Annotated in this window: 12 protein-coding genes; 9 read left to right on the top strand and 3 right to left on the bottom strand. The window is 65.4% G+C overall.

Going from position 1 to position 12,294, the window contains the following annotated elements:
• Positions 1 to 22 precede the first annotated feature (22 nt).
• A complete protein-coding gene (locus tag ACQ6S1_RS05385; RefSeq protein ID WP_445040109.1) occupies positions 23 to 781 on the bottom strand; it encodes a trypsin-like serine protease in 759 nt (252 codons plus the stop codon).
• A 114-nt stretch (positions 782 to 895) separates the two neighbouring features.
• Between ACQ6S1_RS05385 and ACQ6S1_RS05380 the strand changes: the two genes are divergently transcribed.
• From ACQ6S1_RS05380 to ybgF, 9 genes are all read left to right on the top strand, one after another.
• Positions 896 to 1,510 (top strand): TetR/AcrR family transcriptional regulator, encoded by a 615-nt coding sequence (locus ACQ6S1_RS05380; protein ID WP_445040108.1) that lies wholly within the window; start codon positions 896 to 898, stop codon positions 1,508 to 1,510.
• Positions 1,511 to 1,584: 74 nt separating this feature from the next.
• Positions 1,585 to 2,004 carry a DUF2852 domain-containing protein gene (locus ACQ6S1_RS05375; RefSeq protein ID WP_445040107.1) on the top strand — a complete coding sequence of 140 codons (420 nt, stop codon included), beginning with the start codon at positions 1,585 to 1,587 and terminating at the stop codon, positions 2,002 to 2,004.
• 303 nt (positions 2,005 to 2,307) lie between these two features.
• Positions 2,308 to 3,018, top strand: coding sequence for a protein TolQ (tolQ, locus tag ACQ6S1_RS05370; protein ID WP_445040106.1), 711 nt, complete (start codon positions 2,308 to 2,310; stop codon positions 3,016 to 3,018).
• A complete protein-coding gene (gene tolR / locus ACQ6S1_RS05365; protein WP_445040105.1) occupies positions 3,018 to 3,476 on the top strand; it encodes a protein TolR in 459 nt (152 codons plus the stop codon). Before tolQ ends, tolR begins: the two co-directional genes overlap by 1 nt.
• A gap of 4 nt (positions 3,477 to 3,480) precedes the next feature.
• Positions 3,481 to 4,557, top strand: a complete 1,077-nt coding sequence (gene tolA, locus ACQ6S1_RS05360) for a cell envelope integrity protein TolA (RefSeq protein ID WP_445040104.1) — start codon at positions 3,481 to 3,483, stop codon at positions 4,555 to 4,557.
• A 35-nt stretch (positions 4,558 to 4,592) separates the two neighbouring features.
• Positions 4,593 to 5,918 (top strand): Tol-Pal system beta propeller repeat protein TolB, encoded by a 1,326-nt coding sequence (tolB, locus tag ACQ6S1_RS05355; RefSeq protein ID WP_445040272.1) that lies wholly within the window; start codon positions 4,593 to 4,595, stop codon positions 5,916 to 5,918.
• Positions 5,918 to 6,451 carry a mismatch-specific DNA-glycosylase gene (locus ACQ6S1_RS05350; protein ID WP_445040103.1) on the top strand — a complete coding sequence of 178 codons (534 nt, stop codon included), beginning with the start codon at positions 5,918 to 5,920 and terminating at the stop codon, positions 6,449 to 6,451. Before tolB ends, ACQ6S1_RS05350 begins: the two co-directional genes overlap by 1 nt.
• A gap of 264 nt (positions 6,452 to 6,715) precedes the next feature.
• Positions 6,716 to 7,225 (top strand): peptidoglycan-associated lipoprotein Pal, encoded by a 510-nt coding sequence (pal, locus tag ACQ6S1_RS05345; RefSeq protein WP_445040271.1) that lies wholly within the window; start codon positions 6,716 to 6,718, stop codon positions 7,223 to 7,225.
• Between the two features lie 153 nt (positions 7,226 to 7,378).
• A complete protein-coding gene (gene ybgF / locus ACQ6S1_RS05340; protein ID WP_445040102.1) occupies positions 7,379 to 8,335 on the top strand; it encodes a tol-pal system protein YbgF in 957 nt (318 codons plus the stop codon).
• 75 nt (positions 8,336 to 8,410) lie between these two features.
• Here ybgF and mdoH read toward each other — a convergent pair whose 3' ends face one another.
• Together mdoH and ACQ6S1_RS05330 are read right to left on the bottom strand one after the other, a co-directional pair.
• Entirely contained in the window at positions 8,411 to 10,597 is a 2,187-nt protein-coding gene (gene mdoH, locus ACQ6S1_RS05335; RefSeq protein ID WP_445040101.1) for a glucans biosynthesis glucosyltransferase MdoH, read from the bottom strand.
• Positions 10,585 to 12,111: an OpgD/OpgG family glucan biosynthesis protein gene (locus ACQ6S1_RS05330; protein ID WP_445040100.1), complete on the bottom strand. Its 1,527-nt coding sequence runs from the start codon at positions 12,109 to 12,111 to the stop codon at positions 10,585 to 10,587. Before ACQ6S1_RS05330 ends, mdoH begins: the two co-directional genes overlap by 13 nt.
• Positions 12,112 to 12,294: the final 183 nt, after the last annotated feature.

The raw sequence follows: 12,294 nt of genomic DNA, 5'->3' as shown, positions 1-12,294 counted from the left end.
TTTTTTCCGACCTATAGCGGCCTCAGGGGCGCTGCGCCATCCGCAGCATTGCGGCGGTGCCGGGCTGGGCAGGGTCGAACGGAACCACGACGACGCGGCCCGCGCAGCCCTGATCGCCGCGCAGGATCGCGCCCGAAACGCCCCACAGCGCGCCGGAGGTGGTCAGGGCGGGTCCCCCGGAATCGCCACGGCAGACGCGCCCCTTCGTCGGCGTCGCGAAGACGAGGCGGGGGCCCGTCTGTGTGGGGCGCACATTTGCCAGTGCGATTTCCTTCAGTGTTCCCGAGCGGCCGCCGGGACCGGCGATGCCGGCGCCGAGCAGCGCGGAAGGAGTGCCGGTCGGCTGTGCGGCGAGGGGCGTACGACCGGAAGCGGGGGATGCGAGGCGCAACACGGCGAGATCGGCCGCGATCTCGGCCTGACGGGTTTCGATGTCGCCAGCCTTTCTGGCCCGGCCGCGCACATGGGCCGGATGCCGCGCAATGGCGGATACGGGTAGATAAGGCGCTGCGGCCTTGCCGCCAGCGAACAGGAACACGGCGACATGTTCCGGCCGTTCCGCGTCGTCGAGGCAATGGGCGGCGGTGAGAACGAGATCGCGGGCGATCAGCACGCCCGAACATTCCGACATTCGCACCTTGCCATCAGGCTGTGGCTGCACGGCCTGAATGGCGACGGCGGCTCCTGCGCCCGCGCTTCGCGGGGCGGCGCCGCCTTCGAGGGCATGAGCCGGAAAACTGGCGAGGAGCAGGCAGGCGAGGGCGGATCGGAGAGCGCGCATGGAAATGCTATTCCTGCATCCGGGGCAACATGCAAGCCGAGGATTCGTGGCCCGGCTTGGCCTCGTCCGGCGAAATCATGTAAGTGGCGTTCACATCTGAGGGCATGCGGCGGAATGGCTGGGCGCGGTTATCATCACGGCAATCTGAAGGAGGCGCTGGTCCAGGCAGCGCTGCGGCTGATCGCCGAGAAAGGCCCGTCCGGCTTCACCTTCGTCGAGGCGGCGCGGGCTGCCGGTGTCAGTCCGGCTGCCCCCTACCGCCATTATCGCGACCGTGACGCCCTGCTGTCGGACGTGGCGGTGCGGGGCTTCGAGAATTTCGAGGCGGCGCTGACGCGAGCCTGGGACAAGGGCCGTCCGGATGCGTTCACGGCGCTGGAGCGGGTCGGGCAGGCCTATCTGCGGTTCGCCCGCGACGAGCCAGCCTTCTACTCCGCCATGTTCGAGGCGGGCCTCGCCTCCGATACGACGCCGGAATTTCGGCAGGCGGGTGATCGGGCTTTTGCCGTGCTGCGCGAGGCGGCGGAGGGCCTGGTGGAGACCGCGCCGGCAGGGCGTCGTCCGCCGGCGCTGATGGTGGCGCTGCACATCTGGTCGTTTTCGCACGGCATTGCCTCCCTGTTCTCGCGTCCGGGGGAAGGGCGGAGAAAGCTGCCGATGGCGCCCGACGAATTGCTGGAGGCAGGCGTGCTCGTCTACCTCGAAGGGCTCGGCATCAGAAAACCTTGAATCAGCTTCTTGACGGCGGGCTCGCCACTTCCCACTATGTAAATGTGTTTCACATTAACAAGGTGAGGAAGACGATGCCCTTCGCGGCGAAACTGGACGAACTGGGAAAACCGGCTTGGATCGCCGCGGTGATCCTCGGCTTCATCGTGTTCTGGCCCCTGGGTGTCCTCACCCTGGCCTATCTGTTCTGGAGTGGACGTATGACCTGCAACACTGAACGCGCCGGCTGGGCCGGCTTCGGCGGGCGAATGGGTTCCTGGCGCGGCCGCTGCGGCACTAGTTTCCGTGGCGCTTCCTTCCATCGTTCGAGCGGCAACAGCGCGTTCGACGAATACCGCAACGAGACGCTGAAGCGTCTCGAAGAAGAAGAGCGCGAATTCCAGGATTTCCTGGCCAAGCTTCGCGCGGCCAAGGACAAGGCCGAATTCGACCAGTTCATGTCGGAGCGGAAAACCCGCGGCCCGAACCCGGGCGACGTGGTCGAGCAGGTCTGACGCTTCCGTACACAGCGCGAAAACGGAAAGCCGCCTTCGGGCGGCTTTTTGCGTTGCGTCATGGATCTGGCGCGCTTAACCCAACCTTAAGCTTAACGGGCCATGAATGACGCGAGGGTTTGACACCGGATGCCGCAGTTCAGCCGCATTGCCGCGCCAGTGAGCCAATGCCGGCGGTTGCGGTGCCGGATTTCTCACCCAAACGGTTTCGGCTCGCATCCACGGGCCAATCTGTGTCGGACTGTTTTGCAATGACGCGGAGGCGCGCAGACGCCGTTTCCGCCGGAAGGTGTGGTCGCTAAAATGGATCCTGCCATCGCCCAACAGGGCATCGCTGCGGCGCATGACATGTCGCTGTGGGGCCTGTTCATGCAGGCCGGCTTCGTCGTCAAGCTCATCATGCTTGGCCTGCTGGCCGCCTCGGTGTGGTGCTGGGCCATCGTGGTCGACAAGACGGTGCTGTTCGCCCGCAACAAGAGGCAGATGGACCGGTTCGAGAAGGTGTTCTGGTCGGGCCAAAGCCTGGAGGAGCTTTATCGCACCCTGTCTCCGCGCCCGGTGACGTCGATGCCGGCGTTGTTCGTGGCTGCGATGCGGGAGTGGAAGCGCAGTTTCGAGGGCGGCGGCAAGGCCGTGGCGAGCCTGCAGATGCGCATCGACAAGGTGATGGACGTCACCATCCAGCGTGAGGTCGAACGGCTCGAGAGCAAGCTTCTCATTCTGGCGACCGTCGGCTCGGCGGCGCCCTTCGTCGGCCTGTTCGGCACGGTGTGGGGCATTATGACGAGCTTCCAGTCGATCGCCGCCTCGAAGAACACCTCTCTCGCGGTCGTCGCGCCCGGTATCGCGGAAGCGCTGCTCGCCACCGCCATCGGCCTCGTGGCCGCTATCCCCGCCACCATTTTCTACAACAAGTTCTCCGCACAGGCCGCGCGTCAGGCGAGCCGGATGGAGGGCTTTGCCGACGAATTCTCGGCCATCCTGTCCCGTCAGATCGACGAGCGGGCCGGCTGATGGGCGCGTCGGGCCCCAAGGCCGGCGGCGGGGGCTCGCGCCGGCGCGGACGGCGCAGCCATCGCGGCGCGGCGCTGAACAGCGAGATCAACGTCACGCCGATGGTCGACGTGATGCTGGTGCTGCTCATCATCTTCATGGTGGCGGCGCCCATGCTGACGGTCGGCGTGCCGATCGACCTGCCGCAATCGCAGGCCGGTGCGCTGAACGAGGAGAAGGAGCCCCTGACCATCTCCGTCAACACGCAGGGCGAGATCTTCCTGCAGGAGACCAAGGTGGCGGTCGGGGAATTGGTGCCCCGCCTCAATGCGATCACGAACCAGGGCTATGAAGAGCGCATCTATGTACGGGGCGATCGCAACGTGAATTACGGCCAGGTCATGCAGGTGATGGGGACGCTCTCCGCCGCCGGCTTCCGCCGTGTCGCGCTCGTCACCGAAGTCGAGCAGGGGAGCTGATCGCGTGAAGCGTGCCGGACTTGTCGTCTCATCGGTTGCGCACAGTGCCGTGCTCGGCTGGATGCTGGTCGGCTTTTCCAGCGCGAAGCCGTTCGAGCCGAACCCAACCGAGGCGCTGCCGATCGAGCTCATCACGCCATCCGAATACGACCAGCTGACCAAGGGCGAGAAGACCTCCAAGAAGGTCGACAAGCCGAAGGTGCAGGTGAAGAAGATCGCGGCCGCCGAGCCGGAGCCGAAGCCGCCCGCGCCGGAGGCCAAGGAGAATGTGGAGGCGCCACCGCCTCCACCGGAGAAAGCGCCGCCCCAGCCGCCGAAGCCCGCGCCGCAGGAGCCTCCTCCACCGCCGCCGCCTCCGCCCACGCCGGAACCCAAGCCCGAACCGCCGAAACCGGAACCTCCGAAGCCTGAGCCGAAGGCCGAAGCGCCAAAGCCGGAGCCGAAGAAGGCCGAGGTGCCGAAACCCGCGCCCAAGCCCGAGCCGAAGCCCGAACCCAAGAAGGTCGAGCCGCCGAAGCCGGAGAAGAAGGTCGACGCCAAGGAGCGGGCCAGCCTCGACGATCTCGTGAAGAAAGAGATCGAAAAGAAGCCGGAGCCCCCGAAGAAAACGGCCCAGAACACGCCGGACGAGAAGCCGCGCCCGAAATTCGACCCAACGAAGATCGCCGCGCTCGCGGACAAGCGCGACCCGGGCCGGATTGCGCCGACCGGACAGCAATTGGCCGACGACACCACGGCGGGCATTCCGCGTGGGCAGGCGCAGCAATTGTCGCTGTCCGAGAAGAGCATGATCAACCAGATGGTCATCGACCAGGTGCGCGCCTGCTGGGCGCCGCCGATCGGCGCTACCGGAGCCTCGGATCTTGCGGTCGTCGTGCAGTTCAACCTGAACCAGGACGGCTCGCTGTCCGGCGGCCCGCAGGTCGTGAACAGCAGTGGCAACCCGGCCTTCCAGGCGGCGGCCGATGCGGCGACGCGCGCAGTGCGGCGCTGCTCACCGCTCAATCTGCCGGCCAAATATTACGACCATTGGAGCAACGTGCAGATCAACTTTGATCCGCGCGACATGATGGGCGGTTAATCCTCCCGATGCCTTTCAGCCAGACAGGTCTGACGATGCCGAACTTCACATCCCTTCTGAAAGGTCTCGCGGCTGCCTGCGCCGGCGTTCTGGCGCTGGGCGTCGTTGCGCTGCCGGCACATGCGCAGGTGCAGGTCGACATCACGCAGGGCGCGGTTCAGCCCATGCCGATCGCCATCACCGATTTCGTCGGCGGCACCGGCGCGGAGGCGGACATTGCGCGGCAGGTGTCGGGCGTGGTGGAGGCCGACCTCAAGCGCTCGGGTCTGTTCAAGCCCATCGATCATGCGGCCTTCATCGAGCGTATCACCAATATCGATGCGCCACCGCGCTTCGGCGATTGGCGTATCCTGAATGCGCAGGCGCTCGTGACCGGCCGTCTGACGCGGCAGGGCAATGGCCAGCTCAAGGCCGAATTCCGGTTGTGGGACGTGTTCGGCGGCAGCCAGATGCTGGGCCAGCAATATTTCACCACGCCGCAGAACTGGCGGCGCATCGCCCACATCATCGCCGACACCATCTATGAGCGGCTGACGGGCGAGAAGGGCTATTTCGACACCCGCATCGTCTTTGTCGAAGAGACCGGCCCGAAGGACAAGCGCGTGAAGCGCCTTGCCATCATGGATCAGGACGGCGCGAACCTGCGGCCCCTGACGCGGGGCGACGATCTGGTGCTGACGCCCCGCTTCAATCCGTCGTCGCAGGAAGTCACCTATATGTCGTTCGCGGGCGGCAACCCGCGCGTCTACCTGCTGAATCTCGAGACGGGGCAGCGCGAGCTGGTGGGCAATTTCCCCGGCATGACGTTCGCGCCGCGGTTCTCTCCGGATGGGCAGAAAGTGGCGCTCAGCCTCCAGGCCGAGGGCAATGCCAATCTTTTCGTCATGGATCTGCGCACCAAGCAGACGATGCGCCTGACCGACAGCGCCGCGATCGACACCTCCCCGAGCTATTCGCCGGACGGCAGCCAGATCGTGTTTGAGAGCGACCGTGGCGGCAAGCCGCAGCTTTACGTGATGAGCGCGGGCGGTGGACCGGCCCAGCGCATCAGCTTCGGACAGGGCAATTATTCGACGCCGGTCTGGTCGCCGCGTGGCGATCTCATCGCCTTCACACGGCAGGGCGGCGGCAAGTTCTCCATCGGCGTGATGAAGCCCGACGGTTCGGGCGAGCGCATCCTGACCGAGAGCTATCACAACGAAGGCCCGACCTGGGCGCCCAATGGACGCGTGCTGATGTTCTTCCGCGACCAGGGCGGCGGGCCGAAGCTCTTCTCCATCGACATCACCGGTTACAACGAGCAGCAGGTGAAGACGCCGGCCTATGCGTCCGACCCGGCCTGGTCGCCCTCGCTGCATTGATGATCCTGCCGGATTTTCTGGCGCCCGATCTCGATCTCGTCCTGTGCGGCACGGCGCCCGGTCCGGTGTCGGCCGCGCGGGGCCATTATTATGCAAATCCGGGCAACAAGTTCTGGCGAACGCTTCATGCGGTGGGGCTGACGCCACGCCTGCTGCGGCCGGACGAGGATTCTCTGCTGCCGACATACGGCATCGGCCTGACAGACCTCGTGAAGACGCGCAGCGGCCTCGACCGCGATCTTGCGCGCGGCGATTACGACGTGGCGGGACTGGTCGCCAAGATCGAACATTTCGCCCCGAAAACGGTGGCCTTCGACAGCCTCAATGCGGGCCGCCGCGTCCTGGGCGCGAAAGCGCGCTGCGGCCTTCAGGGTCAGCGGATCGGCGCGACCGAGATCTTCATCCTGCCATCGCCCTCCGGGCTCGCATCCGGACATTGGGACATCGTTCATTGGCAGGATCTGGCACGCCATCTCGGACGTGCGCCCATCGTGCCCGCGCCCGGCGGCGAACCGACGCCTGATTTGCGATAGGCCGGGACGCTTTTCCCAAAATTGGCCTCGGGAAGACGCCGTTTGCGTGCCTCTTATGCAACGCCCGCGGACTATAAGCATCCGTGCGGCCCGCGCCTGAGAAAGCGCCGCCTTGCCGCCATTATTGCCCCGCACCTCGACGGTCAGACGCACCGTGACAAGGTGAAGAGCCGTTGAACAAATGCGCTTAACGGAACCTTCGCTTAACCAAACGGCGTGTATGACATTCAGGTCCGTTCGAGGACATCAGGAGTTTTTCACATGATGCAGCGTGCTTCCCGCGCCGTCTCGATTGCCGCCGTGCTGTCCATGGCGCTGCTGGCTTCGGCGTGCGCATCCAAGACCAACCAGGATATGGCGGCAGGTGCCGATGGCGCCGGCGGTTATGGCCGCAATGGCGGCCCGCCCGGCAGCCAGGGCGATTTCGTGGTGAATGTCGGCGATCGCGTGTTCTTCGAAAGCGATTCCACGGATCTGACCTCCACGGCTCAGTCCACGCTCGAAAAGCAGGCGCAATGGCTGAACCGCTATCCGCGCTATTCGATCACGGTCGAAGGCCATGCCGACGAGCGCGGCACCCGCGAATACAACCTTGCGCTCGGCGCCCGCCGCGCTCAGGTCACCCGCGATTATCTGGCCTCGCGCGGCGTCTCCGCCGGCCGTATCCGCACGCTTTCCTACGGCAAGGAGCGCCCGGTGGCCGTCTGCGACGACATTTCCTGCTGGTCGCAGAACCGCCGCGCCGTCACCGTTCTGGGTGGTCCGTCGAGCTGACGCACATCCCTTGCGAGTCGAACATCGACCCGGTCTGCCATGGCAGGCCGGGTTTTTTGCTTTCGTGAATGGCACCGCCCCGCAGGACGCCGTAAATAGGCCCTGATCGGTGCCTAGCCCGAGCCGGATGAAGAATTCGAGGTCTGTCGCCCCATGAAGTCCGTCAAAGCTTTTGTCGTTCTTGCAGGCCTGTCCGGCCTTGCCGCGTCGCTTCTGCCTCACAGCGCTCTCGCGCAAGGTGGGTCCGATATGGCGCTGCGTCTCAGCCGCCTGGAAGAGCAGGTGCGGCAGATGACCGGCCGTAACGAGGAACTGCAATACCAGGTACGCCAGTTGCAGGAGCAGATGCAGCGGCAGGTCGGCGATCTCGATTTCCGGCTGAAGGATCTGGAAGGGGGCAAAGGCGGCGGATCACGCCCGGCGTCCCAGCAGCAGACCCCGCCGCAGCGCCGCAGCGACGCCGGCGCGCCGCCGGTGCAGACGGGCGCTTATCCGCCGGCGGGTCAGGGCGGTGCTGCCGACCCCTCGCGTCCCGCGCCGGGGCCTCAAAATCTCGGCTCGATGCCCAGTGGCCCCACGGCCGGGCCCGTCACAGGTTCGCCGGGTCCGCTGGCCGGCCGCGAGCCGGGAGCACCGATGGTGATCGCACCCGACATGGCGCAGCGTTCGCCCGCTGGTGGACCGCCGCAGATGGCGACCGCACCGGCCGGCGCTGCTTCGATGACGGCCAGCGGCAGTTCGGACGAGGAACTTGCGCTGGGCCAGGGCTTCCTGCAGCGCAAGGATTACGAATTCGCCGAGACGCAGTTCAGCCAGTTTCTGACGCGTTTCCCGAACGATCCTCACACCGCCGATGCCCTCTATGGGCTTGGCGAGAGCTATTATCAGCGCCAGCGCCACAACGATGCGATCGAGCCGTTCCTGAAGGTGGTGTCGGATCATCCGCAATCGCCGCGCGCGTCCGACAGCATGCTGCGGCTCGGACAGACGCTTGGCGCCATCAATGAAAAGGAACAGGCCTGCGCGACGCTGCTTGAGCTTGGCCGCAAATACCCGAAATCGGCGGCGCGCCAGCAATCGCAGCGTGAGATGCAGCGCCTACGCTGCTGATAGCCGTTCCGGAATTGATAGCCGTTCCGGAATGCTGAAATGATAAGGGCGGGAGGCCAGGCTTCCCGCCCTTTTTTATGCCGTCGGTACGCCCGCGGCTGCGTGCTTTGAACCTTCCGCGAGCGACAGCAGGCGTTCCAATCCACGCCGATCGCCCAGCACGGCGCTGAGCTCGCGCGGGGTCAGATCCTTGACGACGGTCTCGAACGGCTCGTCGTCGAGATCGTCGATCTTGGCCAGGCCGATCAGCAGATTGGCATCCACGCCGCCACTGCGCCGTGTGCGGGGCGGCGGCAGCATGGCGCGGTGGGCGGCCAGCAATTCGGTGTCCGATGCCAGCCTTTCGACCGCTTTCATCTCCGCGCGCTCGGCCTGAAGCTGGCGCGCGAGCTCGCGGGCGCGGGCCAATACGGGCGGTGGCGCGGTTTCCTCGGGGATGAGGAAGAGGCCGAGGCGACGCGTGCCGATGCCGAAATTGCGCCAGGCGGTAAGCGCTGCGAGCGGAATGGCCAGCACCATGCCCAGGATGATCGGCGTCATCCAGAGGAACAGCGAGGGCGATACTTCATATGCGCCCCAGGCGGTGAGGATGCCGAACGCCGTGTGCCAAGAATAGCGGCCCATGATCTCGGTGAACGGGATGGACCCGTCGTCGCGGCGCTGGGGTTTCCACCCGGCGTCCCGTCCGATCAGGATGTCGAACACCGCGACCGACTGGATCAGCATCATGACCGGCGCGATGAGGCCGGAAATGAATGTCTCCAGAAGCATGCTGAAGAAGGCGCGGATGGCGCCGCCGCAGCCGCGGCGATCGTCCGGACGTGTCAGCAGCGCGATGTAGGACAGGATCTTCGGCAGGAGCAGAATGCCCATCGTGCCCGCGAACACCCAGGCCGCGCGCACGGGGTCCTGCGCCGGCCAGGTGGGGAACAATGACAGCTCGTTGCCGAAATATTGCGGCGGCACGAAACGCGCCTGCAACGAGATCAGGACGCCGGTGGTGAGAAATGCCAGCCACATCGGCGCGGTGATGTAAGAGCCGATGCCGACGAGAAGATGCAGGCGGCTGATGGGATGGAGACCGCGCGCCGGCAGCACGGCCATGTGCTGAAGGTTGCCCTGACACCAGCGACGGTCGCGCGCGGCGACATCGGTGAGCGAGGGGGGGCTTTCCTCATAGCTGCCCTGCAGGCCCGGCACCATGTGAATGGCCCAGCCGGCGCGCCGCATCAGGGCGGCTTCGATGAAATCGTGGCTGAGGATGTGCCCGCCGAAAGGCGACCGGCCCCGCAGATGCGGCAGGCCGGCCTGCTCCGCGAAGGCGCGGGTGCGGATCATCGCGTTGTGGCCCCAGTAATTACCCTCGGAGGCGTGCCACCAGGCGATGCCGTGGGCGATCAGAGGGCCATAGACGCGGCCGGCGAATTGCTGGAGACGAGCGAATAGGGTGGAGCCGTTGACGATGACGGGCAGGGTCTGGATCAGGCCGACATCCGGATTGCGCTCCATGCCGTCGGCCAGACGCACGATGGCATCCGCGCTCATCACGCTGTCGGCGTCGAAGATCAGGAACTGATCGTAACGGCTGCCGAACCTGCGCACCCATTCGGAAATGTTGCCAGCCTTGCGCTCGATATTCTGTGCGCGGCGGCGGTAAAAGATGCGGTCGTGTCCGCCGGTGCGCTCACGCAGGCCGAGAAAGGCCGCTTCCTCTTCGATCCACACGTCCGGATCGGTGGTGTCGCTGAGGATAAAGATGTCGAAATGCTCGATCCGGCCGCTCGCGACGAGGTCCTCGTAGATGGCCTGTAGGCCGGCCAGGATGCGGGCAGGTTCCTCGTTGTAGATCGGCATCAGCAGCGCGGTGCGCGCCTGAAGCTCGGGCAGGGGATTTCCCGGGTGAATGCCGAGCTTCCAGCCATTGCGGGTGATCAGCGATACGAAACCCGGGAGGGAGCTGCACAGCGAGAAGGCGATCCAGGCGAACAGCGCCACGAACAGAACGAGGACGACCGTTTCCAGATAGGTCAGGCCGCTGACGTTCAGCACGCTGTACATTTCCGAGGCGCCAAGGGCCGTCAGCGCGATCGCAGGCGCCAGCACGGCCATCCAGCGCAGGAAGCGCAGCGGTGGCGCCGAGGCCGGCACGCCCTTGACCTGCGGCTTGCGCCACAGCGACTGGACAGGCATGTCCAGCGGGGCTTCCTCGGGAAGTGCGCGGAACGCCGAAGCGTCCGTCACCGCCTGGCTTACTGCGTCCATCGATAGACCCATACCTCGGACACGGGCTGATCGCCCCTCATCACGACGGCGCGCAGCTCGATCAGCGGGTTGTCGTCCGGAATGAGGTGGAAGTTGATGCGCCAACCGCCGTTCTCGGGGTTAACCTGCAGCACCGGATGCTCGATCTTGCCCGCGCTGGCGCTGACATCGACGCGGATGTCCTCGATCGGCGTCTGGCTGACGCGAGCGCCTTCCACGTCGATGACGAAGAGGCGGCGGTTCTCGCCGATGGCGCCCGCGCTGGTGCGCATCATGCGGGCGAGGTCCGGCGTGTCGGTCGGGCCGTTGGCGCACCAGTGCAGGCGATAATTGTAGAGGTATTCACTGCCCTTCTGGAGCGGCTGGCGCGGGCGCCAGAAGGCCACGATGTTGTCGTGGATCTCGCCCTGGGTCGGGATCTCGATGAGCTGGACGCCGCCTTCGCCCCAATCGCCGATGGGCTCTACCCACAGGCTTGGCCGGCGCTCGTAGCGGGCTTCGAGATCCTCGTAATCGGCGAACGTGCGCTGCCGCTGCATCAGGCCGAATCCGCGCGGATTGACGTCGCGGAACACGCTGATCTGGAGCTTGGTCGGATTGGTCAGAGGTCGCCAGATGCGCTCGCCACGGCCGTTGTACATGGCCAGCCCGTCCGAATCGTGCACGCCAGGCCGGAAATCGTCGATGCGGATCCGATCGTTGCTGTCGAAATAGAACATCGACGTCAGCGGTGCGAGGCCGGCCTGGGTGATCTCGACTCGCGGATAGATCGCCATCTCCACGTCGAAGATCGTCACGTCACCCGGGCGGATCGTGAACCGATATGCGGCCGCGGCGCTTTCACTGTCGAGAATCGCGTGGACGACAATGGATGAGGTGCCGGGCGCGGGCCGTTCCAGCCAGAACTGCCGGAACACGGGGAATTCCTCGCCGGCGCCATCCGCGGTCTTGATCGCGAGACCACGCGCCGAGAGGCCATAGGTCTGGCCCTTGGCGAGCGAGCGGAAATAGCTGGCGCCCTGGAAGACGGCGATCTCGTCGAAATAGCTCGCATTGTTGATCGGCCCGTGGATGCGGAAGCCGGAGAAACCGAGATTGGCATCGGCGGGCGGCGGGGGCACGCGGCCGAAGGTGAACTGGCTCGGCGAATAGACAACCGGCCGCGCCTGGCCATCGGTGACGACCGAGACGTCGACCCGGTTCGAATAGAGAAAGCCGCGATGGAAGAACTGCACTTCGAAGGGCAGGCCTTCGCCGCGCCACAGCGAGCGTTCAGGAATCCAGCGGAGATCCCGATAAAGATCGTAGGGAAGATCGCGAAGATTTTCCGGCAGGCTGACATCGGGAGCCTTGAAAGGCTTCTCCGCGAGCTGGCGCGCCAATTGGCGCACCTGGGCTGCCGTGAAGGGCGTGGCCTCGCCGGTCTGGGCGAGCGGAATTTGGGTGAGCTGATAGAGCAATCCCGAGGCAAACGGGACGGCAGCAGCGCCAAGGAGCAGATCGCGACGACGCAACGAAGTTTCTTTCCGAAAAGAATGTCCAGGCGTTCAGGCTTGCGGCCCGCTGCGCTATGCAGCCGGATTGGAGCATTGCCGCCTGTATAATGAAAGCTGAATGTACCGGTTCCGCTTAAGCGTAAGGTTAATCATTCCGCGGCGAACGGGGAAAATCTGGAGGCGTTCGAACGTGTCATGATG

The organism is Terrihabitans aquatilis, assembly GCF_052542005.1.
Note: the sequence above shows the minus strand (reverse complement) of the source record. Positions and strands in the feature narration are given on the sequence as shown.